23 protein-coding genes and 1 riboswitch are annotated in these 24,046 nt (G+C 68.5%); of the genes, 3 read left to right on the forward strand and 20 right to left on the reverse strand.

What is annotated here, in order from left to right; translation table 11 throughout:
• Positions 1 to 24: 24 nt before the first annotated feature.
• Positions 25 to 945 (forward strand): LysR family transcriptional regulator, encoded by a 921-nt coding sequence (locus HUK68_RS12145; RefSeq protein WP_175504385.1) that lies wholly within the window; start codon positions 25 to 27, stop codon positions 943 to 945.
• 4 nt (positions 946 to 949) lie between these two features.
• Here the strand turns inward: HUK68_RS12145 and cobT are convergent, their stop codons facing one another.
• The 14 genes from cobT to HUK68_RS12215 all read right to left on the reverse strand — a co-directional run bounded on the left by cobT (position 950) and on the right by HUK68_RS12215 (position 14,803).
• Positions 950 to 2,023 carry a nicotinate-nucleotide--dimethylbenzimidazole phosphoribosyltransferase gene (cobT, locus tag HUK68_RS12150; protein ID WP_175504386.1) on the reverse strand — a complete coding sequence of 358 codons (1,074 nt, stop codon included), beginning with the start codon at positions 2,021 to 2,023 and terminating at the stop codon, positions 950 to 952.
• A 152-nt stretch (positions 2,024 to 2,175) separates the two neighbouring features.
• A complete protein-coding gene (locus HUK68_RS12155; RefSeq protein WP_175504387.1) occupies positions 2,176 to 2,688 on the reverse strand; it encodes a hypothetical protein in 513 nt (170 codons plus the stop codon).
• Between the two features lie 217 nt (positions 2,689 to 2,905).
• Entirely contained in the window at positions 2,906 to 3,292 is a 387-nt protein-coding gene (locus tag HUK68_RS12160; RefSeq protein ID WP_175504388.1) for a superantigen-like protein SSL4, read from the reverse strand.
• A gap of 145 nt (positions 3,293 to 3,437) precedes the next feature.
• The gene (locus tag HUK68_RS12165; RefSeq protein WP_175505831.1) at positions 3,438 to 4,868 is read right to left on the reverse strand and encodes a cobyric acid synthase; all 1,431 of its coding nucleotides are present in this window, start codon (positions 4,866 to 4,868) and stop codon (positions 3,438 to 3,440) included.
• Positions 4,869 to 4,927: 59 nt separating this feature from the next.
• Positions 4,928 to 5,953: an aminotransferase class I/II-fold pyridoxal phosphate-dependent enzyme gene (locus tag HUK68_RS12170; protein WP_175504389.1), complete on the reverse strand. Its 1,026-nt coding sequence runs from the start codon at positions 5,951 to 5,953 to the stop codon at positions 4,928 to 4,930.
• Positions 5,946 to 6,920 (reverse strand): adenosylcobinamide-phosphate synthase CbiB, encoded by a 975-nt coding sequence (cbiB, locus tag HUK68_RS12175; protein ID WP_244146157.1) that lies wholly within the window; start codon positions 6,918 to 6,920, stop codon positions 5,946 to 5,948. Before cbiB ends, HUK68_RS12170 begins: the two co-directional genes overlap by 8 nt.
• Positions 6,910 to 7,638, reverse strand: coding sequence for a 5,6-dimethylbenzimidazole synthase (gene bluB / locus HUK68_RS12180; protein WP_175504391.1), 729 nt, complete (start codon positions 7,636 to 7,638; stop codon positions 6,910 to 6,912). Before bluB ends, cbiB begins: the two co-directional genes overlap by 11 nt.
• Before the next feature lie 28 nt (positions 7,639 to 7,666).
• Positions 7,667 to 8,236, reverse strand: coding sequence for a cob(I)yrinic acid a,c-diamide adenosyltransferase (cobO, locus tag HUK68_RS12185; protein ID WP_175504392.1), 570 nt, complete (start codon positions 8,234 to 8,236; stop codon positions 7,667 to 7,669).
• A gap of 71 nt (positions 8,237 to 8,307) precedes the next feature.
• Positions 8,308 to 9,114, reverse strand: coding sequence for an ABC transporter ATP-binding protein (locus HUK68_RS12190; RefSeq protein WP_175504393.1), 807 nt, complete (start codon positions 9,112 to 9,114; stop codon positions 8,308 to 8,310).
• Complete coding sequence (locus HUK68_RS12195) at positions 9,111 to 10,115, reverse strand: FecCD family ABC transporter permease (protein ID WP_175504394.1); 1,005 nt, start codon at positions 10,113 to 10,115, stop codon at positions 9,111 to 9,113. The genes HUK68_RS12190 and HUK68_RS12195 overlap by 4 nt, the downstream gene beginning before the upstream one ends.
• Positions 10,112 to 11,026 (reverse strand): ABC transporter substrate-binding protein, encoded by a 915-nt coding sequence (locus HUK68_RS12200; protein ID WP_175504395.1) that lies wholly within the window; start codon positions 11,024 to 11,026, stop codon positions 10,112 to 10,114. The genes HUK68_RS12195 and HUK68_RS12200 overlap by 4 nt, the downstream gene beginning before the upstream one ends.
• Before the next feature lie 101 nt (positions 11,027 to 11,127).
• Complete coding sequence (locus tag HUK68_RS12205; protein ID WP_175504396.1) at positions 11,128 to 11,697, reverse strand: bifunctional adenosylcobinamide kinase/adenosylcobinamide-phosphate guanylyltransferase; 570 nt, start codon at positions 11,695 to 11,697, stop codon at positions 11,128 to 11,130.
• Entirely contained in the window at positions 11,694 to 13,091 is a 1,398-nt protein-coding gene (locus HUK68_RS12210) for a cobyrinic acid a,c-diamide synthase CobB (protein ID WP_175504397.1), read from the reverse strand. The genes HUK68_RS12205 and HUK68_RS12210 overlap by 4 nt, the downstream gene beginning before the upstream one ends.
• The gene (locus HUK68_RS12215) at positions 13,073 to 14,803 is read right to left on the reverse strand and encodes a TonB-dependent receptor domain-containing protein (protein WP_244146159.1); all 1,731 of its coding nucleotides are present in this window, start codon (positions 14,801 to 14,803) and stop codon (positions 13,073 to 13,075) included. Before HUK68_RS12215 ends, HUK68_RS12210 begins: the two co-directional genes overlap by 19 nt.
• A gap of 186 nt (positions 14,804 to 14,989) precedes the next feature.
• Positions 14,990 to 15,220, reverse strand: a riboswitch (cobalamin riboswitch).
• A 158-nt stretch (positions 15,221 to 15,378) separates the two neighbouring features.
• Here HUK68_RS12215 and HUK68_RS12220 point away from each other — a divergent pair.
• The gene (locus HUK68_RS12220; RefSeq protein ID WP_175504399.1) at positions 15,379 to 15,594 is read left to right on the forward strand and encodes a DUF904 domain-containing protein; all 216 of its coding nucleotides are present in this window, start codon (positions 15,379 to 15,381) and stop codon (positions 15,592 to 15,594) included.
• A complete protein-coding gene (locus tag HUK68_RS12225; protein WP_175504400.1) occupies positions 15,591 to 15,962 on the forward strand; it encodes a cell division protein ZapA in 372 nt (123 codons plus the stop codon). The genes HUK68_RS12220 and HUK68_RS12225 overlap by 4 nt, the downstream gene beginning before the upstream one ends.
• A gap of 470 nt (positions 15,963 to 16,432) precedes the next feature.
• Here the strand turns inward: HUK68_RS12225 and HUK68_RS12230 are convergent, their stop codons facing one another.
• The 6 genes from HUK68_RS12230 to hemN form a co-directional block, all read right to left on the reverse strand.
• Positions 16,433 to 17,008 (reverse strand): hypothetical protein, encoded by a 576-nt coding sequence (locus HUK68_RS12230; protein WP_175504401.1) that lies wholly within the window; start codon positions 17,006 to 17,008, stop codon positions 16,433 to 16,435.
• Positions 17,009 to 17,112: 104 nt separating this feature from the next.
• Positions 17,113 to 17,331, reverse strand: coding sequence for a CsbD family protein (locus HUK68_RS12235; RefSeq protein WP_175504402.1), 219 nt, complete (start codon positions 17,329 to 17,331; stop codon positions 17,113 to 17,115).
• A 361-nt stretch (positions 17,332 to 17,692) separates the two neighbouring features.
• Positions 17,693 to 20,182 (reverse strand): sensor domain-containing protein, encoded by a 2,490-nt coding sequence (locus HUK68_RS12240; protein WP_175504403.1) that lies wholly within the window; start codon positions 20,180 to 20,182, stop codon positions 17,693 to 17,695.
• Entirely contained in the window at positions 20,179 to 21,465 is a 1,287-nt protein-coding gene (locus HUK68_RS12245; RefSeq protein WP_175504404.1) for a cyclic di-GMP phosphodiesterase, read from the reverse strand. The genes HUK68_RS12240 and HUK68_RS12245 overlap by 4 nt, the downstream gene beginning before the upstream one ends.
• Before the next feature lie 250 nt (positions 21,466 to 21,715).
• Positions 21,716 to 22,426, reverse strand: a complete 711-nt coding sequence (locus HUK68_RS12250; RefSeq protein ID WP_175504405.1) for a sulfite exporter TauE/SafE family protein — start codon at positions 22,424 to 22,426, stop codon at positions 21,716 to 21,718.
• Positions 22,427 to 22,576: 150 nt separating this feature from the next.
• Entirely contained in the window at positions 22,577 to 23,959 is a 1,383-nt protein-coding gene (hemN, locus tag HUK68_RS12255; RefSeq protein WP_175504406.1) for an oxygen-independent coproporphyrinogen III oxidase, read from the reverse strand.
• Between the last annotated feature and the right edge of the window lie 87 nt (positions 23,960 to 24,046).

The following is a 24,046-nucleotide window of genomic DNA, read 5'->3' on the forward strand; positions in this document are numbered from 1 at the left end:
GCCCGTCCCGTGTCACCACCCCGCATGATCCATCTCGAAACCCGCCAGCTGCAGTACTTCGTGGTGCTGGCCGAGGAGCTGCATTTCAGCCGCGCGGCCAAGCGCCTGTGCATTTCCCAGCCGCCGCTGAGCATGGCCATCAAGCAGCTCGAAGGCACGCTCCAAGCCCAGCTGTTCGAGCGCAACAGCCGCGGCGTGCGCCTGACGCATGCGGGCCGGCACCTGCTGGCGCAGGCGCGCGACATCCTTGAACGCACGCGCCGCGCCGCGGCCGACACGCGCGCCGTGGCGCAGGGCATGGCCGGCAGCCTGCGCCTGGGTTTTGTCGGCTCGAGCATGTACCGCGGCCTGCCCGAGGCGCTGGAACTGATGCGCGCCCAATACCCCGATGTGCGCGTGGACCTGCTGGAACTCAACAGCATCGACCAGCTCGCGGCGCTGCAAAGCGGCAAGATCGACCTGGGGCTGATGCATACGCTCGCGCCGCCCGCAGGGATGCGCGCGCAGGTGGTGGTCAGCGAGCCTTTCATTGCCTGCCTTCCGGCGCGCCACCCGCTGGCGGCGCAGGACAGGATCGCGATGGCGCAGCTGGCCAATGAACGCCTGATCCTGTTTTCCGAAGCCGTGTCGCCCGAGTACTTCGGTGTGATCCGCAGCATGTGCCAGAAGGCGGGGTTCGATCCCGAACTGCGGCATGAGGTGCGCCACTGGTTGTCGGTGCTGTCGCTGGTCGGCACGGGCCAGGGCGTGTCGCTGGTGCCCGCCTGCCTGCAGCGCGCGGGCATGCAAGGGCTGGTGTTCAAGCCGCTGGCCCGCAAGGCGCCGCTGTCGGTGCTGCAGGCGATGTGGCGCCCTGACCCCGAACACCCGCTGGTGCCTATCCTGCTGGGCCACCTGCAGTCGGTGGTGAAAAAGCAGCGCCCGGCTGCCTCGGGCCGGCGTTGAGCGTTCAGGCGCTGGCCGTTTCGGCCTGCTGGCGCGCGACGCCGGCAGAGTCGAAGCTGGCCATCTCGCCGAGCATGGCGCAAGCCGATTGCAGCAGCGGCCAGGCCAGCGCCGCGCCCGAGCCTTCGCCCAGGCGCAGTCCCCAGTCCAGCAGCGGCTCGGCGCCCAGTGCCTGCAGCATGATGGTGTGGCCCGGCTCGCCCGAACGGTGGGCAAACACGCAGCGCTCGAGCACGGCCGGGCGCAGCCGGCTCGCCACCAGCACCGCGGCCGTCGTGATGAAGCCATCGACGACGATCACGCGCCGCTCCTGCGCCGCCTGCAGCACGGCCCCGACCATGGCCGCGATCTCGAAACCGCCCATGGCGGCCAGTACCTCGAGCGGCTCCTGCGCCTGGTGGTGGAAGGCCAGCACGCTGCGCAGCACCGCGATCTTGCGCGCCACGCCCGCGGCATTGAGCCCGGTGCCCGCGCCCGTGACCTGCGCCACATCCACTGCGCACAGCCGCGCCAGCAGCAGCGAGGCGCTGGAGGTATTGCCAATGCCCATCTCACCCAGCAGCAGGGCATTGCCCGGCAGCGCGCGCACCAGCTGCGCGCCCTCGTGCATGGCGGTGTCGCATTGCGCGGCGTTCATGGCCGCCGCCGAAGAACAGTCGCGCGTGCCATGCGCCACCTTGCAGTCCCACAGCCGGGGCTGGCCGGCCACATAGGGCCGCTGGGGCAGATCGCGCGCCACGCCGCAATCGGCGACATGCAGCGCCAGCCCGTTCTGCCGCGCCAGCACACTCACCGCCGCACCGCCCGCGAGAAAGTTCTCCACCATCTGCCAGGTGACATCGACGGGATAGGCCGAGACGCCGCGCGCCGCCAGGCCATGGTCGGCGGCAAACACCACCATCTGCGGCTGTTCGAGCCGCGGCGCTTCGGAGTGCAGGATGCAGGCCAGCCGGTGCGCGAGGCGCTCGAGCATTCCCAGCGCGCCCAGCGGCTTGGTCTTCTGGTCGATCAGCGCTTGCACGCGCGCGTTCCATGCGGGGTCGTGGATGGAAGGGATTTCAGGCAAAAAACGAGTCATTGCAAACCGGCCGGCGGAAGTCCAAAGAAAGGAGTATCGCCGGGCGGCGCAGCATCGGCGAAGATGCTGCATCAACCGCGCGCGATCCGCATGGTCTTGCCGCGCGCAAGAAAAAGGGCCCCGCGGGGCCCTCATGCAATGCCAGGCGGCGCTCAGGGACGCACGGGAACCTGCTCGGTGTATTCGCGCAGCATGCCGCCGTCGCGCACGCTGCCGCTGCTTTCACCCGAGCGCACCCGCTCGGCGCAGGAGCGACGGTCATCGGCATTGCGGAACACATCGCAGCGGGCCAGCGCATTGCGCTGGTACTGGTCCATGTCCTGGCCACGCGGCATGCGGCCGGCGCGTTCTTCGGCGCGCACGGCAGCAGCTTCGTGCTGCTGCGGGTTGGCGTACTTGCCGCGCTGGCCCTGGTGACGCTCCCCCTTGGGCGCACGTTGCATCTTCTGGCCTTCGGCGCTGCGCGCTTGCGAAGGCGCAGCCTGGGACGGCATTTGCGCTTGCGCAGCCGAGGTGCCCGTGGCAGCAGGCTGAGTCGCCGTCTGGGCATTGGTGGTGGTGGCGGACAGCGGCCGGGGCGTCTCCTGTGCTTGGACGGCGCCCAGGGCGCAGATCGCGGCGGCACACAGAGTCATTTGAACGGAGCGGGACCAGGTGGATGTCATGGTGGTTATCTCCTCGGTAAATGGAAGAATGGACGGTGGCGAGACCACTGCGGCGTTACATTCCAGAGCTTGGGGCAGTTCACTGTCCAGCCTTATCAGTTCAGCCCGCCTGCGGTTGCAGGAGCGAACCTACATTCCCGGTGCCGCAGCGGCAGAGCGAGAAAAAGGCCCCGCAGGGCCTTTTCGACAGCACCTGCGGCTTGCGCCGCAGCAGGGCTTATCGGCCCGTGGGCGAACCGGCGGTCGAGGGCGAAGCCTGCGAAGGCTTCATCGCTTCCATTTGCGACTGCGAAGGACCGTGGTTCGTCGAGTGCGATGCAGGTGCGTCCTTGCGGCCATCGGTCGAACGGGCGTTGGTGGGCGAAGCCTGCGAGGGCTGGCGCGCTTCCATGGACGACTTCGAAGGTGCGGTGGCTTGCGGCGTGTGGTCGCGCACGCCGTCCGGATTGCGGGCCTGGCTGGGCGAAGCCTGCGAAGGCGTCTGAGTGCTCGACGACTCCTGCAGCTTGTTGGGCTGCTGGGCGCTGGCCATGCCGGCGGCGCCGAAGGCCACGGCGCACAGGGTCAGTTGCAGGGTACGGGACAGGGTCGATTGCTGGGTCATGGTGGCTTTCCTCATAGTGAAGGGTTCGGACAGAAGAAGCTGCTGCGACAACCTCGTCGGTACGTACCAAGCTTGAGGCCGTTCCCTTTTGCGCCTTATCAGTTCAGCCCGCCTGAGGTTGAAGGAGTGAACCTACAACCTCTTTTCAGCCCTGCGCGAACCAGCTGTCGACCCCCGCGGCAAGCCGCTCGAAGACACTGTCCAGCGTGGGCACGTCGGCGCCCAGCAGGGCCTGCACCACCGCGGCGTTCTCCAGCATGCCATGCCAGTAGCTGCCCAGGATGCGGCCGTCGGCGCTCTGCCACAGCAAGCCGGGCACGCGTTCATGCGCGACCATGCCGGCCGCCAGCATGTCGCCGCGCAAGCGGGTCTGGCCGTGGTGGATCTCATAGACCTGCAACTCCAGCTGCGACAGCGCCTGCCACGGCGGCGCGATGTCCGGCAGGCGCACCTGGGCATGCAGCAGCCGCTTTTCCACATCGAACACCGTCACCAGCGGCAGCAACCCCAGCCCGGCTTCATTGCCGTCGACGCCATGCAGGTCGATCAAGGCCTCGCCCAGCATCTGCAGTCCGCCGCAGATGCCCCAGAGCCGCCCGCCTCGCGCCACATGGGCGGCGAGCGCGGCATCGAGCCCCTGGGCGCGCAGCCAGCGCAGGTCGCTGGCCGTGGCCTTGGAGCCGGGCAGGATCACCCAGTCGGCGCCCAGCAGCTGCGCCGGGCTGCGCGCCCAGACCACGCGCACGCCGGGAACGTTCAGCAGCGGCTGGAACTCGTCGAGATTGCTGGCGCGCGGATAGGCGATCACCGCCACCGTGGCCTGCACCGGCGCGCCCGCCGCGCCGTCGGCGGTGGCAGCGTCGTGCGCCCCATCCTCCTCGGGCAGGCCGTGCTGCGCCAGCCGCGGAATCGTCGCCACGACCGGCACGCCTGTCAGTTCCTCGAGCATCTGCGGGCCGGGCGCCAGCAGCCGCGCGTCGCCGCGGAATTTGTTGAGCACGAAACCCCGGATCAGCGCGCGCTCGTCGGCCGGCAGCAGCGCCCAGGTGCCGTAGAGGTGCGCAAATGCGCCGCCGCGGTCGATGTCGCTGACCAGCAGGCAGTGCGCCTGCGCATGGCGTGCGACGCGCATGTTGACGATATCGCTGCTGTGCAGGTTGATCTCGGCCGGCGAGCCCGCGCCCTCGATCACGACGACATCGTTCTCGCCGCGCAGCGCGTCGAGCGCCTGCGCGATGTGCGGCCAGACATGGGCGCCGCGCTCGCGCCAGGGCAGTTGGGTCAGCGCGTGGTCGACCTGCCCGAGCAACACCACCTGGCTGCGCATGTCGGCCTCGGGCTTGAGCAGCAGCGGATTCATGCGCACCTCGGGCACGCAGCCCGCGGCCAGCGCCTGCAGGTATTGCGCCGTGCCGATCTCGCCCCAGGCGCCGCCTGCGGCGGGCACCACGCGCGCGTGGTTGCTCATGTTCTGCGCCTTGAACGGCGCCACCTTGAAACCCTGCTGGCGGTACCAGCGGCACAGCGCCGTGGCCACCCAGCTCTTGCCCGCGCCGCTGCTGGTGCCGAGCACCATCACGCAAAGGGCCGGGCGCTGGCCGGGTGTGGGCAACGGAAGGTGCGTCGAGTGGGTCTTCATGTGTTTCCATCGAGAAGCTCAGCAGCCTGCCAGGCCCGGGCCAGCGCCTGCTGCGATGCCGGGGGCAGCACCCCCAGCCGTACCGCGCCGGCCAGCCCGAAGCTGCCCGTGTCGCGCAATTTGATGCCATGTTCGCGGCGCAGCCAGGCCAGGCGCGCGCCCATGCGCGCGGCCTCGGCCTGCGGCCAGCGCGCCACCAGGTAGTTCGCCAGGCTGCCAGCTTCTATCTGCCAGCCCAGCGCCGCACACAGTGCGATCTGCGCCGTTTTCCACTGCGCGAGCTGCACCCGGCTGGCGGCCAGCCACTGCTGCACCGCCGGCAAGGTCCAGGCTTCGAGAAAGGCCACGCCATGCGCGCCCACGACCCACGACGGCGCGAGGGCCAGCAGCGCCTCGACATCGGCCTGCGCGCCTTCCGGCGCAATGGCATAGGCAGCGCGCACGCCGGTCATGCCCAGCGCCTTGTTGGGTGTCCAGACCTGCCAGGCGCCCGCGGGCAAGGCGCTGCGCTGGCCGTCGAGACGCAGCGGCTGGTAGGCGCAGTCGAGCACATGCAGATGCGGGCCAGGCTGGGCGCACGCGAGCCACTGCGCCAGCGCCGGGTCGGCACGGCCCAGCGGACTCGAGGGTTCGCACGCCCAGTGCAGCGCCGGCGCAGGGCCATCCAGCGCGAGCCGGCGTGAGATTGTCAGTCCCCAGACGCGGGCCGCCTGCGCATAGTCGCCATAGCTGTGGTCGGGCAGCACGGCGTGGCGCAGGCCCCGGCGCGCCGCATGCGCGCTGATGCGGTGGATGAACTCGCTGGCGCTGCCGGCCGGCACGATGCGTGCGCCATCGACGCCGTGGAAGACGCCAAGCCGCGCGCGCAGCGCCGTGTAGGCCGGATCGGGATACTGCTGCGCATGCGCGGCCTGCAACGCCTGCACGGCATCGGGACAGGGGCCGCAGCTGTTGGCGTTGGTCGAGAAATCATGCGCGGCCACGCCCAGCGCATCGGGGCCGCCATGCAGGTTGTCAGCCATGGGAACTCCCCAGTGCGGCCAGGCCGGCCAGCAGTGCCAGCCCGGCCAGCCAATGCACGGCGCGGCGCGCCATGCACAGGCCGCGCACCAAATCCTGCGCGTCGGGCGCGCGGCCCTGGGCGTGCAGCACGTAGGCGCCGGGCTTGCCCAGGCGCACATCGAGCGCCAGCGCCAGCGCGGCCATGGGCCAGCCGCCGTTGGGCGATGGCGTGCGCCGGCTTTCCTGCCGCAGCCGCGCCCATGGCAATCCACCGGCGGCCAGCGCCAGCAACAGCGCCGTGATGCGCGCCGGAATCCATGACAGCAGATCGTCGGCATGCGCGGCCCATTTGCCGCCCCACTGCCAGTAGCGCCCGCCGCGCCAGCCGGGATAGCCCCACATCGCGTCGGCGGTGTTGGCAAAGCGGTACAGCGCCGCACCCGGAAGGCCCAGCAGCGCAAACCAGAACAGCGGCGCCACCAGCGAATCGTTGAGGTTCTCGGCCAGTGTCTCGAGCGCGCTTTCGCGCACTTCGGCCGCGCTCAGCTGCGTCACATCGCGGCTCACCAGCCACGACAGGCGCTCGCGCCCCGCGGCCAGCGATTGCTGCAGTGCCGCCTCCACGGCCTGCACCTCGGATTGCAGCATGCGCCAGGCAAACAGCGGCTTGAGCAGCAGGGCCAGCAGCGGCACGGCCAGCCAGGCCGGCGCCAGCGCGAGCCCGCATTGCAGTGCCGCGTAGAGGGCCGCAATGCCTGCGGCCATCAGGCACCAGGCGAAGGCGCCACGCGCCCAGCACGCCAGATCGGGATCGGTGGCTTCGGGTGCGCCCACCCAGCGGCTGGCGCCGCCCAGCAGCTGCCCCATGCCGACCACGGGATGCACGCGCGCCGGCGGCTCGCCCCACAGGGAGTCGATCAGCAGCGCCAGCAGCAGCGCCGCCGCGGCGGCGCCCGCGCCGCCCACGCCCACGCCCTCAGCCCACATCGCCACCCTCGCCACCCGCGGCCTGCCGGCCCCAGGTTTCATCGAACAGCATGTCGGCGAGGTCCGCGCGCTGCGCCCATTTCTCCTGCTGCAGCATGGGCTCGGCATAGAACGCCGGCACCGGCCCCAGGCACAGCACCGCCAGCGGGCGGCTGCCCTCGGGCATGCCCAGCAGCGCGGCCAGCGCCACGGGATCGAACAGCGACACCCAGCCCATGCCCAGCCCCTCCGCGCGCGCCGCCAGCCACAGGTTCTGGATGGCGCAGGCCGCCGAGGCCACATCCATCTCGGGCAGCGTGCGCCGGCCGAACACATGCTGCTCGCGGCCGGGCGGCATGGCCAGCACCAGCACTTCGGCGGCATCGAGCACGCCCTGCACCTTCAGGCGCATGAACTCGCCTTCGCGCTCGCCCAGGGCCTCGGCGGTGCACAGGCGTTCGGCCTCGACCAGCGCATGGATGCGTTCGCGCATCGCCCGGTCGCGCACGCGCAAGAAGCGCCAGGGCTGCATGAAGCCGACGCTGGGCGCGTGGTGCGCGGCGCGCAGCAGGCGCAGCAGCACCTGCGGCGCCACCACGCCGCCGCTGAAGTGGCGCATGTCGCGGCGCTCGTGAATGGCGCGATAGACCGCGGCGCGGTCCGCCGCATCGAACGGCTGCGCCGCCAGCGTGGGCCCGGGAAGCCCGCCGGGCGCGTCAGAGGATGGAAGATGGCTCATGTCTGGGGTCATTTTCCCCGCCCCGGGATCAGTCTTCAATGCCGCGTTGCGCGGGCACGCCGGCCTGGAATGCGTGCTTGATCAGCGTCATCTCGGTCACGGTATCGGCAATCTCGATGATCTCGGGCGGGCAGCGCCGGCCCGTCAGCACCACATGCACGTCGCGCGGGCGTTCGCGCAGCGTCTGCAGCACGGGCTCCAGCGGCAGCCAGCCATAGATCAGCGGATAGGTGATCTCGTCGAGCACCACCATGAAATGCTCGCCCGACAGGATGGCCGCGCGCGCGCGCTCCCAGCCCTCGCGCGCGAGCTGCGCCGAGTGTTCCTGGTCCTGGCTCTTCCAGCTGAAGCCGTCGCCCAGGCCCTGGATGGGCATGCCCAGCTGTTCGAACATGCGGTGCTCGCCGAAGCGCGCCGTGGGCACCTTCATGAACTGAAAGATCTTCACCGACTTGCCACGGCCGTGCGCGCGCAGCGCCAGGCCGAAGGCGGCCGTGCTCTTGCCCTTGCCATTGCCGGTGTTGACCAGCACCAGCCCGCGGCGTTCGCCTTCGGGCTTCTCATAGGGCTTCACGGTGGGGGCTTGTTCGATTTCCATGGTTTTCCACTTCCAATGCGTAAGAGTGAGCAACGCCGCAGCTGCGACGTTTGTAAAAGGTCGCGCAGGCGTCACGACGGGTGCGCGCGCGGGGCCAGGCGCGGCAAGGCCACCCACTGGTCATCGATGGCGCGCACCTGGATGCGGTGGTCGAAAACCTGCTCGAGCGCCGCATGCGAGGCCGCGTCGGCGCTGCGGCCGTGGTGCAGCACCCGGCCCTGCGCCAGCACCAGCAGGTCCTGCGACTGCAGCGCCATCGAGATCTCGTGCAGCACGCTCACCACCGTGGTGCCGCGCGCCACGAGTTCCCGCATGCAATGCAGCCAGTCGGTCTGGTGCGGCGGATCGAGATTGGCCAGCGGCTCGTCCATCAGCAGCACCGGGGCCTGCACCGCCAGCGCGCGCGCCAGCAGCACGCGCTGGCGTTCGCCGCCCGACAGCTGGCCCAGGCTGCGCGCGCGCCAGTCCCAGGCCTGCGTGCGGCGCAGCGCCTGCTCGACGGCGGCATGGTCGTGCGCCGAGGGCGCGGCGAGCCAGGATTGGTGCGGCAGCCGGCCCAGCATGGCCACGTCGTACACCGACATTTCCGTGGGCGCGGCCTGGTTCTGCCCCAGCCAGGCCAGCGTTCTTGCGCGCTCGCGCCCTGGCCAGTGCGCCAGCGCGCGGCCCTGCAGCAGCACCTGCCCGCGGGCCTCGCCCATGCCGGCCAGCGCGCGCAGCAGCGTCGATTTGCCCGCGCCGTTCGGGCCGACGATGCTGGTCCAGCGGCCCGTGGCAAGGCGCAGCGTGAGATCGTGCAGCACCGGCCGGCCGCCCAGCGAGACCGACAATCCTTGCGTCTGCAGCGCCCAGGCGCCGCCGGCCTGCAGCGTACTCATGCGCTCTCCTGCAGTGGACGCCGGTGCATCAGCCACAGCAGATAGCTGCCGCCCAGCACCGCCGTGAGCACGCCCACCGGCAGCTCCTGCGGCGCCACGAGCCAGCGCGCCAACAGGTCGGCGCCCAGCAGCAGCACCGCGCCCATGCCGGCGCTCAGCAGCAGCAGCCAGCGGTGCATGGCGCGCACCAGCGAGCGCACCAGGTGCGGCGCGGCCAGGCCCACAAAAGCAATCAGCCCGCATTGCGCCACGGCCGTGCCCGTGGCCAGCGCCAGCAGCAGGATCAGCAGCAGACGCAGCGGCGCCAGCGGCAAGCCCAGGCTTTGCGCCGTGGCTTCGCCCAGCGCGAGCCCGTCCAGCACGCGGCCCAGCGCCCAGGCCGCAAGCAGCACGGCAGCCAGCACCGCAGCCATCAGCGCACACGCATCCCAGCCAATGAAGGCCGTGCTGCCGAGCATGAACGATTGCATGGACTGCAGGATCTCGGGCGTCAGCAGCAGCACCATCGACGAGGCCGCGCCCAGCACCACGCCCACCACCACGCCGGCCAGCAGCAGCCGCAGCGTGTCATGCGCGCCTTTGGCCAGCACCAGCGTCAGCAGCACCGCGCCCGCGGCCCCGGCAAACGCTGCGCCGGTGATGCCCAGGCGCAGCAGGCCCTGCAGCGCAAACGGCGATGCCCCGAGCGCCGCCATCGACAGCGCCACGCCCAGCGAAGCACCGGAGGCACTGCCCAGCAGATAGGGGTCAGCCAACGGATTGCGGAACACGCCCTGGGCCACCGCACCCGCGAGCCCCAAGAGCGCGCCGGCCAGCCAGGCGCCGAGCGTGCGCGGCAGGCGGATGTCGCGCACGATCTGCCAGGCCAGTGGATCGGCGCGCAGATTCCAGACGCTTTCCCAGCCGGTGCTGCCGACCCCCGCGCCCAGCAACAGCAGCATCAGGCTCGCCAGCAGCAATGCCAGCGCGAGCCAGCGCGGATGCAGCCGGTGGGCATTCATGGATAAAGCCTTTGCAGGCAGCGCGCCATGGCCATCGCCGCTTCGGGCAGTCGCGGGCTGGGGCGGATCATCAGATCCGCTTGCGTCCCCGCAAAGCGGCACACGCGGCCGGACTGCATGGCGCGCAGCGAGGACCAGCCGGGATAGGGCTCGCGGCTGTCGCCCAGGCTGCGCTGCGCGCCCATCAGCAGGTCTGGATCGGCACGCACGACATACTCGGGATTGAGCCGCGGAAACGGCCCGAGCGCCGCGGGCACGATATTCACCAGCCCCAGCCGCGTCAGCGTCTCGCCGATGAAGGAGCTTTCGCCCGCGGCGACCGGGCCGCGGCTGGCATCGAAATACACGCGCTGGCCGCGCGCCTGGGCGGGTACCGCCTGCGCGGCCTGGACCAGTCCTTGTTCGATCCTCGCCCAAAGCGGCTCGGCGCCCTGCTCCGGTGGCAGCGCCAGCATGGCCGCCAGTGTCCGCAGCACCGCGCGCACGTCGGCATGCGTGCGCGGCTCGAAAGCAATCACCTTCAGGCCCAGCGCCTCCAGCCGTGGAATGGCGCGCGACGCCACCGACACCAGCACCACGTCCGGGCGCAGCGCCAGCACCGCCTCGACATTCGGCTCCAGATTGCCGCCCAGGCGCGGCAGTTGCGCCAGCGCCGGCGGCCAGGTCGTATAGCGGTCGACACCCACGATGCGCGCGCACGCGCCCAGCGCGCACACCGATTCGGCCAGCGACGGCAGCAGGCTCACGATGCGCTGCGGCGATGCCGACAGCCGCACCACCTTGCCACGCGCGTCCGTCAGAACGATGGGCGCAGCCACGCGCTGGCCGGCCCGCGCCTCCACCGCAATTGCAGGAGCCGCCACCGGCGCCGCACCGGCCGAGCCGTCGGCCGGGCCAGCGCCCACTGCCATTGCGGGCAAGCCCCCCAGCCCCAACCCCAGCGCAGCAGCAAGCACCGGCATCCACACCGACACCCGCTGCCTCCCCCTTGCATGTAAGCTGAATTCAGCAGTCATTGGCCCGCCTTCAACACGAGCGGCAAGCCCGCACACATCAGCGTTGCATGGCTGCAGGCCGCAGCCACCTGCTGGTTGAGCGCGCCCAGCGCATCGACAAAGGCGCGCACTTCGCGGCCCAGCGGAATCACGCCCAGGCCGATCTCATTGCCGACGATCACCACCGGCCCGGGCGCCTGCGCCAGCGCGGCCAGGAACGCCGTGCGCTGCGCTGGCCAGTCCTGGGCCGGGGCTGGCGCGTCTGGCATGGGCATCATCCAGTTGGTGAGCCACATCGTGAGGCAGTCGATGACCACCAGGCAACCGGGCTGGCTGTGCAGGCGCAATGCCGCCGCGAGATCGAGCGGTACCTCGGCCGTGCGCATGCCGGGCACGCGCTCGGCGCGGTCGTGCCGATGGCGCGTGATCCGGGCCTGCATCTCGGCATCGTAGGCGCGGCCCGTCGCGAGCAGCCAGGCGCTGTGCGCGGGCGACTGCGTCATCCATGCCCGCGCCAGCTCCTCGGCCCGCCGCGACTTGCCGCTTTTCTGGCCGCCCAGGATCAGTTCACTGCGGGCTGCGCTCATGCGCCCTCCTGCGATGCTTCGTGCGCGCCCAGCAGCGCGGCAATGGCGCGCGGATGCGACGCAAACCAGGCATGGAAAAAACTCGCGTGCAGGCTGCCATGCCGGTACAGCCATTCACCGCCAGCATCGGCCGCATCGGCATTGGGACGCGCGCTGCGCCCGGCCACGGGCGCGGAGCTGTCGAGCCGGGCGTAGTGGAAGCTATGGCCGCGCAGCGTGCCCCAGGGCGTGGGCAGCTGCTGCATGCCCAGGCCGGCGAGGCGCTTTTGCATCTGCGCCTTGCCGGGCATCAGGCCCCACAGGGGCGTGTACTGGCCGTCGCTCGCGGCAATGCCTTCGCACAGCGCCAGCATGCCGCCGCATTCGGCCCAGATCGCCTTGCCCGCCTGCCAGTGGGCCAGCAGGTCGGACCGCAAGCCGGTCTGCGCCGCCAGCCGCGCGGCGTGCAGTTCGGGATAACCGCCAGGCAGCCACAGCGCATCGCAGTCGGGCAGCCGCTCGCCGGCGAGCGGCGAGAAAAAGCGCAGCTGCGCGCCCATGGCCTGCAGGCAGTCGAGGTTGGCGGGATAGATGAAACTGAAGGCCGCGTCGCGCGCCACGGCAATGGTGCGGCCCGCAAGCCACGGCCCCATTGCTTCGGGCGCATCAGCCGCTGCCGACGCTGGGGCGGGCGGTGCAAATGACACGCTCCATTCCTGCCAGTCCTCCCAGCTGCGCTGGCCCAGCGGCGTCTGCGCCAGCGCATCGGCGGCCGCGTCGAGCCGCTGCAGGCCGTCACCGAGTTCCTGCGCCGCGACCAGCCCCAGATGGCGTTGCGGCAGCAGCGCGGCCGTGCCCGCATCGGCGGCGATGCGCTGCACCGCGCCCAGCCAGCGGCTGTCGGCGTGTACTCCGCCCTGCAGCAGCTGCGCATGGCGCGCGCTGGCCACACGGTTGGCCAGCACGCCGGCCCAGCGCAATCCAGGCTGGAAGTGCTGCAGGCCGAAAGCCACCGCGCCCAGCGTGGCCGACATGCCCGAGGCGTCGATCACCGCGAGCACGGGAATATCCAGCAGCCGCGCCAGGTCGGCGGCGCTTGGCTGGCCGTCGAACAGGCCCATCACGCCCTCGATCAATATCAGGTCGGCGCGCAACGCCGCCGCATGCAGCCGCGCACGCACGTCCGCTTCGCCCGTCATCCACAGGTCCAGCGAATGCACCGGCGCGCCGCTGGCCAGCTGATGCCAATGCGGGTCGAGATAGTCGGGCCCGCATTTGAACACCTGCACGCGCCGGCCGGCGCGCGCGTGCAGCCGCGCCAGCGCGGCCGTGAGCGTGGTCTTGCCCTGGCCCGAGGCCGGTGCGGTGATCAGCAGCGCCGGGCAGCGTATGGAATTCAAGGCGTGGAAGTCCATTGCAGGCTCATGAAGAAGCGCCGGCCTTCGGTGGCGTAGGTGGCAGCGGTTTCGTAATACTTGTCGAATGCATTGTCCAGGCGCGCCAGCAGCTTCCAGTCGCGCGCCAGCTGCCGCGTGGCCGAAAGATTCCACAGCGCATACCCGCCCAGCACGCGGGTGTTGGCGGCATCGTCGTAACGGCGCGCGCTCCACTGCACATCGGCAGCCCACTGCCAGCCGGCAATGCTGCGGCTTGCGCCCAGCGTGCCGAACTGGCGCGGGCGGCGCGCCAGGTACAGGCCGGTGGCGCCATCGCGCGCCGCGTTGAAGTCCAGCGACGCATGCCAGCGTGTGCCGGCGGCATGGGTGGAACCGGCCAGCGTCACGCCCTGGTATTCGGCCTGGGCGACACTGACATAGCAGCCTTGCGAACTCGCACAGCCGCGCGCACCGGTCTGGAACGATACCTGGTCGCTGATGCGGTTGCGATACGCGGTGGCGGAAAACGCGTCGCGCCCGGCCTGGTAACGCAGGCCCAGTTCCAGGTTGCGGCCGTTTTCCGGGGTCAGCGCGGCGCTGCCGTAACTGCTGAAACGCTGGAAGAGCGTCGGCGCGCGAAACGCCGTTGCCGCCGTCGCCGTCGCACGCCACCGCGGCGTGAGATCGTAGCCATAGCTCAGGCTGCCGGTGTTCTTGCCGCCGAACTCGCTGTCATCGTCATGCCGCAGCTGGGCCTGGAGGTGCTGCGCGCCCGCATGCCACTGGTAGCCGAGTGCGAGCGCGTTCTGCGCGCGCTTGCGGTCGATGGGCGCATTCTGCAGCGCGTCTTCGCGCCGCTCCAGCGTGGCCGAGAGGCTCTGGGCGCCCAGGCGCCACTGGTTCTGCCACGACAAGCCGCGCAGCTGCGTGGTGGTCAGATAGGGCGTGGGCGTGGTTTCATACCGGTCTTCCGACGTGTTCAGCGCCAGCTGGCTGCTCCAGCGCTCGCTCCACTGCGCGCTCCAGTCCAGGCCCGCAGCATGCATGCGGTGCTTTGCGCGGTCATCCACGCCAAGCCGCGGACTGTTGTCGTAGGCCGCATCCATGTCGCTGGCCAGCAGCGAAGCACTCAGCCGGTGGCGCGCATCGATGCGCCAGCCCAGGCGGGCCGCGCCCGACAGGCTGTCATAGCCGTCGCGGTCAGGGTTGCGGCTGGGGCGCACGTCGAATCCGTCGCTGCGCTCGCTGGCGATATCCAGCGCATAGTCCCAGGCCTGATGCACGCCGCTGATGCCGGCTTGAGCGCGCCGCGTGCCGTTCGAGCCCAGACCCAGCGACAAGGACCCTGTCGGTGCCTGCTCGCCACGGCGCGTGAAGATCTGCACCACGCCGCCCATCGCATCGGAGCCGTAGATCGCGGCCGCGGGTCCGCGCAGCACTTCGATGCGATCGATCATGGCCAGCGGAATGCTTTCCCAGCTCGGGCCGCCGCTGCCGCTTTGCGAGGAAAAGCGCACGCCGTCGATATAAACCGCGGTATAGGCCGTGTCGGCGCCGCGCAGCATCAGGCTGGTGGTGTTGCCGATGCCGCCATTGCGCACCATCTGTATGCCTGGCACGCGCACCAGCAGATCGGCGACCCCGGTGGCGCCACTGGCCTCGATGGTCGCGCGGTCGATCACCGACAGGTCGGCCAGCAGTTGCTCGGCGGACTGCGGCGCGCGTGCGGCCGTGACCACGGTTTCGGTCATGGCCGGAACCTCACCCCAGGCCTGCGTGCCCGAACAGGCGATGGCAAGCGCCAGGGCGCAGCTGCACGCAGCCAGAGGCGCTGCCGTGCCGGAAAAAGCGTGAAGCATGAAAATCAACATGAAGCCACCCGGCGCCGACCTCCCCGTCGGCAAATGGGTTTAAAGCGGTCCGCGTCGCAGGCGACGGCGGGCCACACCTCGTTGGCCGGTATCCGGGCTGGGCGGAGCACACTCTTGCAGGCCTTCCCAGCGCAAGGCCAGTGGCAGTGAAGAAGAGGCGAGCATTGGAAACACTCATCCGCTGACCGTTGCGGGGGCAGCGCAGGCACGGAACGCGGGCGCGCATTCCTCCCTGCTTCCCGTTGAACTGCGTGCCTGCGAACCAGGCACATGAGCACCAACGGCGGCCATTGTAGCCGCGCCCTGCCGCACGGGGTTTCGCACACCCGGGCTCGTACTGGGCACACTGGGATGGGATGCTTGTAGGACAACGGAGAAAACGCGCATGGAACCACTCCCTGTGCTACTGTTTCTTACGTTCATCCAGGGCTACAGGTTCTACAATCGGTCCGTCTATGTCTGCCCCGTCACCCCTCGACCTTATCTCCGACCGCGTGGAGCGACTTTTGTTGCGCCACGAGGAGCTCCAGCGCACCAACGCCCTGCTTGCCGAGCAGGTTGCAGCCTTGACCCAGGAGCGCGATTCGCTGCGTTCGCGGCTGAGCGCGGCGCGGGCCCGCGTCGATGCGTTGATCGAGCGCCTGCCCAGCAACGAAGGGGCCGGCGCATGAAGCAGCTCGATGTCCAGATCCTGCACCAGAACTACCTGCTGAGCTGCCCCGAGGGCCACGAGGAGCGGCTGCTTGAAGCGGTGGACCGTGTCAACGACACCATGGGCCGCATCCGCGACGCCGGCAAGGTGCGCTCGCGCGAACGCGTGGCCGTGCTGGCTGCGCTCAACATGGCCTTCGACATCGTGACGCTGGAGCGCAGACCCGCGCCCGCGGCTGCCGAACCTGAACCCGTGCCTGAAACCAGCGCGGAAGACGAAGCCTGGGCCCAGGCGGCAATGATCCAGCAGCAGGCCGATGCGCAACGCATCGTGGCCCTGCTCGAGCGCCTCGATCAGGCGCTTGAAGCCGACGCGCAACTGCTGTAAAAATTTGCGCCTCCAGCAGTGGGGTCGGACCATCCAGATTACAATGAAGACGTCTGCAAATCTGCTGGGCTTTATATTTCCTTGAACCAATGCTCATTGAGCCCGGGCTTGGTACATCGCTTGGTGAGCGTGATCGTCTCGCGTCAGATGAACCCAACGTCAAGCTGCCCTTGCCCACCTGAACCCCGGTTCAGGATGCCGGTCTGGTGGAATTTGCAGACACCAACATGAATGACGGCCCGCAGGGCCGTTGCTCCGCGGAGTTCTTTTCTGGAGAGCCGCTGCTTTCAAAGCCTGCTTCTGGAAATCCGTTGTTTTGAAAAGTCCGCTTGTTGCGGACTTTTTTTTGCCTGCGATGCAAGTCAGGCGCGACAAAAAGCCGCAGTTCCCGGCGAAGGAAACTGCGGCTTTTGCGCCTGAAATCAGGCTGTCAGCCCTGGGCCGCGAGCGGCCCGGGCCTGCTCATCCACTCACTGGCCGTGGATACGCTTGGCATCGGCCACGCACTTGTCCTTGACGTCGCCGCTCAGGGCATCGCAGCGCTCGCGGGCTGCCTTGTACTCGGCTTCGCGCACGTTCTCGTTGGCGTCCTTGCGGGCTTCGGAGACATCGGCGGCGCGCTTGGTGCCAGAGACGTTGCTTTCGTTGCGCGCCTCGGAGACCTTGGCGGCTTCGAGAGCCTTCACATGGGCGGCCTTGGCGTCCTTGACGCAGACGTCCTTGGGGTTGCCCTTCAGGTCGTCACACTTTTCCTTGGCGACGTCGTAGTCGGCATCGGCCTTGGCCTTGGCGACATTGTGGCGATGGCGCTCGCTGGCATCGCGGCGGTACTCGAGTTCGGCTTCGGCGACCTTTTCGCGGCCCTTGGCTTCCTTCTCGCACACATCCTTGGCATTGTCCTTCAAGGTGTTGCACTGGGCTTTGGCCGCCTTGTAATCGGCGCTGATCTGGTCCTTGGCGGCCTTGTGCTCTGCGGGAGTCACCGCAAACACCGAGGACATGCAGGCGACAGCGAAGACAGCGGTAATTTTATGCTTGAATTTCATGATTATCTCCTTATTTTCGTTTCCAGCGGATCACGGCGAAAATGGATTATTTTTGGTTTTGCCGTTTGAAACCGCGAGTTAATGAATTGGTATTGTCAGGCCGTTTAATCGTCGAAACGGAAATCGGGATTGCGGGCTTGCCAGTCCTTCAACTGGTTCTCCGCCTCTTCCTTGACCAGACCCTGGCGCTCCTGGATGCGGCCGATGAACTGGTCTCGCTTGCCGGCAACGACATCAAGATCGTCATCGGTGAGCTTGCCCCATTGCTCACGGATCTTGCCCTTGAATTGTTTCCAGTTTCCTGCAACTCGATCTTCGTTCATACAAAATCCTTTTTATATTAGCGAGCCGGTCACCCAGCCCGCTGTTTCAAAACACATTCACTCGAAAGCGAAATGTGTAGTTAATGTATGACGGGTTTCAACGGCGCATTGTGGGAAAGGAAGTTTTGACGCAGTCGGCTTTTGCCTACAGCCGATTTAAATGAAATCAACCGAAAAATACAGACAATAGCTGGAATTGATTGATATCGAGCGATTGTGGAGCCTGGCCGCTTGCAGAAGCGGCATCGATACAGGGCATTACCCGCGCCGCAAATCAGTTGCCGGTGGTGGGCAAGCCCAGTTGCCCGGGCCCTCGCCACCCGCTTGGCGTGACGACTCTGCAGGCCGTCCGCAGCAGCCGTTATTGCCGCTCAGCGCTGCCGCCTTGCAGGTCCACCTCGGCGCCGCCGTGCAGCGCGGCGCGCCAGTCGTCCTCCACCAAGACGCCCAGCTCGCTCATGCGCGCACCAAAGGCATCGGGCGGCAACCCGGGAGAACACAGGAAACCCTGGAAGAAATGGCAATGCAGCGCCCGCAGGCAGTCGCGCTGCTCCCCCGTCTCCACGCCTTCGGCAACGACCTCGGTGCCCAGGGCCTTGCCCAGGCTGATGATCGCACTGACGATGGCGCGGTCGCCTGCGTCATGCGGCAGGCCGCGCACGAAGGACTGGTCGATCTTGATCTTGGCGATCGGCAGCTTCTTGAGATAGCCGAGGCTGGAGTAGCCGGTGCCGAAATCATCGATGACCAGGCCCACGCCCAGATCGGCAATCGAGCGCACGCGCGCCGCCATCTCCTGCGCGTCCTGCAGCAGGATGCTTTCGGTCAATTCCAGTTCCAGCAGATGGGAGGGCAGGCCATGGTGCGCCAGCAGCGACCGAAGCCGCTCGACGAAGTCGGGCTGGCGGAACTCCAGTGCGGACACATTGACCGACACCTTCAGCGGCAGTCCCTTTTCGCTCCAGCGCGCAGCCTCGCGGATCGACTGCTCGAGCACCCAGGCGCCCAGCGTGACGATGTAGCCCGACTCCTCGGCCATGGGAATGAAGACCCCGGGCGACACCACGCCGAAATCGGGATCGGTCCAGCGCAGCAGCGCCTCGGCGCCCACGATCCGGTTGCTGCCGATATGCACCTGCGGCTGGAAGAAAACCGCCATGCGCCCGTGCTCGAGCGCCTGGCGCATCGCATGCTCGAGCTTCATGCGCGACAGCAGCCCCGAGTTCATCTGCGGCTGGTAGAAGCTGTAGTGCCCGCGGCCGCGTTCCTTGACGCGGTACATCGCGGTATCGGCCTGCATGATCAGTTCATCGAGCGTGTGGCCATGGCCTGGATACTGGGCCACGCCGATGCTGCACTGCACCGAGAATCCGATTCCGTCCAGCAGGAAGGGGCGCAGCATCTCGCGCAGGATGCGCTGCGCGACGCTCGCGGCCAGGGCCTCGTCGCAGCCCTGCAGATAGAGCACGAACTCATCGCCCCCCAGCCGGCTGAGCATATCGTCCGAGCGCAGGCAGGACAGCAGGCGCTCCGCGACCAGCTTCAGCACGCGGTCGCCGAACTGGTGGCCCAGCGAGTCGTTGATGATCTTGAAGTGGTCGAGATCGATGAACAGGATGGCAAACACTTCGCGCGTGTCCGCGGCCCGCTCGATGGCCTGGGCCACATGAGCGGCCAGGCTCAGGCGGTTGGGCAGCCCGGTGAGCGCATCGCTGAAGGCCAGCTCCTCGATGCGCTGTTGGGCCTGCTGCTGCTGCGTCAGGTCGCGCATGAAGCCGATGGTCTGGAACACCACGTCCTGCGCATCGCGCAGCGCCACCCAGGACAGGCGCACCGCGCAGCGCTGCTGCGCGCCCTGCTCCAGCCAGAGATTGCCCTGCCAGAAGCCGCCGCTGCTCCACTCCTGGGCCGCGGCGCCGTACCAGTTGGCCGGTGCGCTGCAGCCGAACATCTCGCGCACGCTGCGTCCGGCGACCTCGTGGTCGCCCATCAGCCGCAGGCACGCGGGATTGGCACGCACCAGCCGGTGCCCGGCATCGGCAATGAAGATCGCGTCAAGGCTGCAGTCGAACACGCGCGCTGCCAGCTGCAATCCGGCCTGGACCTCGACTTCGCGCGTGATGTCGCGGTAGGTGTGGATCCGGCCCACGGGCGCGCCGCGCTTGAGCTGGGGCACGGAGCGGCGCTCGATGATCTTCCCGCCTTCGAGCGCCAGCACGTCGGTGCTGTCGATCAGCGGCTGGCGCCGCAGTTCCTCGAGGCGCAGCGCATAGCCCTCGCGGTCCAGCACCTTGGCGGCCATGTAGTCGAGGATGGAGGCATCGTTGCGCTCCACCAGCATGTGCCGGGGCAGGTCCCAGATCGCCGCCAGGCGGTGGTTGAAGGCGCGGATGCTGCCGTCCTGGCTGCAGACCAGCATGCCGTCGGCCGTCGAATCCAGCGTGGCGCGCAGGTCGGACAGCAGGCCTTCGAGTTCATGCTCGGTATGCGCCTGCTCGCTGCGGTCCAGCATCGTCAGCAGCAGCCAGCCAGAATCGCTGCCCGAGGGGCCGGCAATGCGCTCCAGGCGCTGTTCGACCGGACGCAGCAGGCCATCGCGGCACTGCACCTGGGTCAGTGTCTGCGAGCCCGTCTGCCACTGGCTCGCATCCTCCCAGAGGCACAGGTCCTGCGGCGTCGCGGCCAGCGCCTGCACCGGCATGCCATGCATGGCTTGGCGGTCGTAGCCCGAGAGCTTCGCGGCCGCGCGGTTGGCAAAGCGGATGCACAGCGTGTCTTCGTCGATCAACCACACGGCTTCGAGCAGCGCATCGAGAGTCTGGTGCCAGAAAGCTTCGAACGGATGGCTCATGCTGCGCCCGCCTGCGCATTGCCGGGCTCCACCGCACGTTCGAAGAAATAGCAGATACGCTGGCGCGGCGAGAGATAGCTCAGCACCTCGCGCGGCAACTGGTCGAGGCGCAGGCTGCGCCGGATGCTGATCCCGGCGCACTTCTCGAGATCCAGCGGCTGCGCCAGCGCTGCCGGCACGCTGGCGTCGTACACCAGCACCTCGGGCTTGAGCGGACGCGAGCTGTTGACCGATACCACCATCGCGTAACGCCCATCGGCGAGCTGCACCACCGAGCCGGGCGGATAGACGCCCATCATGCGGATGAAGGCGCGCAGCATCACGGCGTCGAAGCGCTCGCGTTGCTGGGAGTACAGCGCGGACAAGGCCTCGTGCGGGGTCTGGCCGGTCTGCGCATGCTCGGGATTGCACTGGCGGTCATAGGCGTTGACCAGGCACAGCACCTTGCCCGCCGGGCTCAGGTCCTCGTCGATCAGGTGCAGCGGAAAGCCGCTGCCGTCGGCAAATTCGTGGTGCTGGGCAATGGCCGTCAGCACCTCGCTGGATGCCCCCATGCCCATCGCCAGAGCCACCGAATCGCCCACATGGCGCTCGTATTGCGCACGCGTCGGCAAAGGCGCCCCGGGCGCCGAGTCCTTGCCTATGTCGTGCAAGAGCGCTGCCATGCCCAGCTCCTGCAACTGGGCGGCACCCATGCCCAGCGCCTTGCCCAGCAGCAGGCTCAGCACGGTGACGTTGATCGGATGCTCGGCCTGGCGGTTGCCCGAGGTTTCGGACAGCAGCCGGATCACCAGGTCGCCCGTGGGCAGCACATCCTGCAGGTAGCTCTGCACCATGGCGCCGGCGCGGGCCATGGCCTGCGCCGGTTCGGTGGCGGCATTGGCCTGGAGCTGCAAGTAGTCCTGCGCGGCAGCGCGATAGCGTGCATCGCAGCACTGCCAGCGCTGCGCGCTGCGCGCCGGCGCTGCCTCGGGCTCTGGCGCGGCTGCATCCGAAGCGGGAGCCGGGAGTTGCTGCGCCTCCACACGCGCATCGATGGTCGCATGCGCATCGGAGACAGCATCGGCAATGCCGGCATCCGCAGCTTCGGAAGCAACGATGTCGCTGCGGTCGGGAAAATAACGGATGGCATCCAGCCCGAGCGCCTGGACGGTCTGGAGCTGGCTATCGGAGGCAATGCGAAAGCTGTTGACGGGAAAAGGATGGCGCATCCAGCCGACTTCCAGCTGGATGTACATGCCTACGCGCAAGGCTTGCGGATTGATCAGGACAGATGAGTTCACACTGAAAGCGTACTGTACAAAAGGTTGCACAACTGCCCGTTTGTTTCGACGATTATCGCCAGTTCTTGAGGGGTGGGCGTGGCTTTGCGATAGTGTGCAGCTTTTTTGCACCGGGCCAGGCGATCATGCGCCAGTTGAAGGAACCCGCGAGACAGGCGTCAGCGGGGCCACTGATGGGGCCTGATGCAGCACCGCGCTGCCCGGCATTGCGCTGCCCGGCATTACGCTGCCCGGCATTGCGATGCCCGGCCTAGCGGCACCAAAGCGAAGGCTTGTAGACCAGGTCCATCCACAGCGCCCAGGCGGCCACGCCAAACAGCAGCAGCCCTGCGGCGCGGCTGCCCCAATGCGCGCGCAAGCCATTGAGCCGGCCGCGCAGACGGCCCCAGAGCCAGGGGGCGGCCAGCAGCCAAAGCCCGCTGCCCAGCGCAAATGCCGCCATGGACAACGCACCCGCCAGCGCCCCGCCGCTGAGCGCGGCCACGAGCAGCGCCGAATACAGCAGGCCGCAGGGCATCAACGCCCAGACGAAGCCCGAGGCAAAGCTGCCTCCCGGCGCCGCCACCACGGGCTGCACGCGCCGCCACAGCGCGCGGCCCGCGCCTTCGATCCATGCTGGCTGGCGCGCCTGCACCATCATCAGGATGCCCCAGAGCATGATGCCCAGATGCATGAAGGTCCAGACCGGCTGCATGGCCGTGGTGCGCATATTGAGCCAGGCCAGCCCTTCGACCGCGACGGCGGCCAGCGCGCCCAGGCTGGCGTAACCTGCGACCCGGCCCGCGTGAAACAGCGTGCCGCGCAGCCATAGCCGGCTGCGCCGGCCATGCACCTGCACCACGCTGCCCCCCGTGGCCCCCGCCGACGTGACCACGGCGCAGGGCGCGGCGCACATGGCAAGGCAATGCGGGCCGCCCATGAGGCCCATCACGGCAGCAGTCCAGATCAGGCTAAGCAACATGGTGGCAGGAAAGAGGGGTGGAAAGACGGCGCTGCGGCCGTCCAGGCTGCGGCCAGCTTAACCTGACGCGCGGCAAAAAAACCTAGGGATGCTTTGCACAAACCTCGCGAGCCGTGCTGCCAACAGCCGCAGGGATTTGTGCAGAGGTACCTAGATGATGCGTGAAAACCGTGCGCGGTTGCGGTCGGCCTGCAAATAGCGGTCGAACGTCATGGCTACTGCGCGCACGAAATACCAGCCCATCGCGGTCACGCGCAGGCTTTCGGCGTCGATTTCCACCATGCCCTGGGACTGCAACTCGGCCAGCATCTCCAGTTCGGCTGCGAAATAGCGCCGCGAATCGATCAGCCAGGCCTGGTCCAGCGCCTCGAACAGCACTTCGCCCTGGCACATCAGCGCCATGATCACGGCGCGCCGGATCAGGTCGTCGCGGCCCAGCGCCAGCCCGCGCACCACGGGCAGCCGGCCCTGGTCGAGGAAGTCGTAGTACTCGTCGAGGTCCTTCGCATTCTGGCTGTAGGTCGCCCCTACCCGGCCGATGGCCGAGACGCCCAGCGCAATCAGGTCGCAGTCGGGCTGGGTGCTGTAGCCCTGGAAGTTGCGGTGCAGGCGTCCCTGGCGCTTGGCCACGGCCAGCGCGTCCGTGGGCAGCGCGAAATGGTCCATGCCCACATAGACATAGCCGGCCTGCTCGAAGCTCTCCAGCGCGCGCGCCAGCATCGCCAGCTTGGCGGCCGCGCCCGGCAGCGCCGCGGTATCGATGCGCCGCTGCGGCTTGAAGCGCTCGGGCAGGTGGGCATAGGCATAGAGCGCGATGCGGTCGGGCCGCAGCTCGCCGACCTGGGCCAGCGTGCGCTCGAACGACTGCGGCGTCTGGCATGGCAGGCCGTAGATCAGGTCGACATTGACCGATTCGAAACCCAGCGCGCGCGCCGCCTGCACCAGCGCGAAGACCTGGCTCGCCGGTTGCTCGCGGTGCACGGCCTTCTGCACGTCGGCGTCGAAGTCCTGCACGCCGAAGCTCAAGCGGTTGAAGCCCAGCTGCGCCAGATAGGCCAGGCGTTCGGGCGTGACGGTGCGCGGATCGACCTCGATCGAATACTCGCCGCCGGGCTGGAAGTTGAAATGGCTGCGCAGCAGCGCCATCAACTCCGCCAGGCCGGCGTCGCTCAGAAAGGTCGGCGTGCCGCCGCCCAGATGCAGCTGGCTCACGGGCTGGCCGGTGCCGCAGTGTTCGGTATGCAGCGCGATCTCGCGCGCCAGGTATTGCAGATAGGTCTGCGCGCGCTCGGGATGGCGCGTGACGATCTTGTTGCAGGCGCAGTAGTAGCACAGCGACTCGCAAAACGGGATGTGCACATACAGCGACAGCGGCCGCGCCAGACCGGGCGCGCCCTGGCGGCGCTGCTGAAGCGCCAGGATGTAGTCCTCCTGGCCGAAGGCCTCGACAAAACGGTCGGCGGTAGGGAACGAGGTATAGCGCGGGCCCGGCACGTCAAAGCGCTGCAACAGCTCGGGGGTGATTGCGGTCATGGGGGGTTTCCTTGGGCTTTGGGCTACTGTGCCGCAAGGCACCCTGCCGGACCTTGATGTCGATCAAGACTTGCGCACGCCACGCCT

This window comes from Comamonas antarctica, assembly GCF_013363755.1.
In the GTDB taxonomy this organism is placed as follows: Bacteria; Pseudomonadota; Gammaproteobacteria; order Burkholderiales; family Burkholderiaceae_C; genus Comamonas; species Comamonas antarctica.

Bases quoted from the DNA above. Each gene is read 5' to 3' on its own strand.
- HUK68_RS12220 (WP_175504399.1), top strand. From the start codon at position 15,379: ATGTCTGCCCCGTCACCCCTCGACCTTATCTCCGACCGCGTGGAGCGA.
- HUK68_RS12165 (WP_175505831.1), bottom strand. From the start codon at position 4,868: ATGGTGCTCGGCACCAGCAGCGGCGCGGGCAAGAGCTGGGTGGCCACG.
- HUK68_RS12200 (WP_175504395.1), bottom strand. From the start codon at position 11,026: ATGGCAGTGGGCGCTGGCCCGGCCGACGGCTCGGCCGGTGCGGCGCCG.
- cobT (WP_175504386.1), bottom strand. From the start codon at position 2,023: ATGACTCGTTTTTTGCCTGAAATCCCTTCCATCCACGACCCCGCATGG.
- cobO (WP_175504392.1), bottom strand. From the start codon at position 8,236: ATGGAAATCGAACAAGCCCCCACCGTGAAGCCCTATGAGAAGCCCGAA.
- HUK68_RS12230 (WP_175504401.1), bottom strand. From the start codon at position 17,008: ATGAAATTCAAGCATAAAATTACCGCTGTCTTCGCTGTCGCCTGCATG.
- HUK68_RS12145 (WP_175504385.1), top strand. From the start codon at position 25: ATGATCCATCTCGAAACCCGCCAGCTGCAGTACTTCGTGGTGCTGGCC.
- HUK68_RS12235 (WP_175504402.1), bottom strand. From the start codon at position 17,331: ATGAACGAAGATCGAGTTGCAGGAAACTGGAAACAATTCAAGGGCAAG.
- HUK68_RS12190 (WP_175504393.1), bottom strand. From the start codon at position 9,114: ATGAGTACGCTGCAGGCCGGCGGCGCCTGGGCGCTGCAGACGCAAGGA.
- bluB (WP_175504391.1), bottom strand. From the start codon at position 7,638: ATGAGCCATCTTCCATCCTCTGACGCGCCCGGCGGGCTTCCCGGGCCC.
- HUK68_RS12210 (WP_175504397.1), bottom strand. From the start codon at position 13,091: ATGGACTTCCACGCCTTGAATTCCATACGCTGCCCGGCGCTGCTGATC.
- HUK68_RS12155 (WP_175504387.1), bottom strand. From the start codon at position 2,688: ATGACATCCACCTGGTCCCGCTCCGTTCAAATGACTCTGTGTGCCGCC.
- HUK68_RS12225 (WP_175504400.1), top strand. From the start codon at position 15,591: ATGAAGCAGCTCGATGTCCAGATCCTGCACCAGAACTACCTGCTGAGC.
- HUK68_RS12215 (WP_244146159.1), bottom strand. From the start codon at position 14,803: ATGACCGAAACCGTGGTCACGGCCGCACGCGCGCCGCAGTCCGCCGAG.
- HUK68_RS12240 (WP_175504403.1), bottom strand. From the start codon at position 20,182: ATGAGCCATCCGTTCGAAGCTTTCTGGCACCAGACTCTCGATGCGCTG.
- HUK68_RS12205 (WP_175504396.1), bottom strand. From the start codon at position 11,697: ATGAGCGCAGCCCGCAGTGAACTGATCCTGGGCGGCCAGAAAAGCGGC.
- HUK68_RS12170 (WP_175504389.1), bottom strand. From the start codon at position 5,953: ATGGCTGACAACCTGCATGGCGGCCCCGATGCGCTGGGCGTGGCCGCG.
- cbiB (WP_244146157.1), bottom strand. From the start codon at position 6,920: ATGTGGGCTGAGGGCGTGGGCGTGGGCGGCGCGGGCGCCGCCGCGGCG.
- HUK68_RS12195 (WP_175504394.1), bottom strand. From the start codon at position 10,115: ATGAATGCCCACCGGCTGCATCCGCGCTGGCTCGCGCTGGCATTGCTG.
- hemN (WP_175504406.1), bottom strand. From the start codon at position 23,959: ATGACCGCAATCACCCCCGAGCTGTTGCAGCGCTTTGACGTGCCGGGC.
- HUK68_RS12250 (WP_175504405.1), bottom strand. From the start codon at position 22,426: ATGTTGCTTAGCCTGATCTGGACTGCTGCCGTGATGGGCCTCATGGGC.
- HUK68_RS12160 (WP_175504388.1), bottom strand. From the start codon at position 3,292: ATGACCCAGCAATCGACCCTGTCCCGTACCCTGCAACTGACCCTGTGC.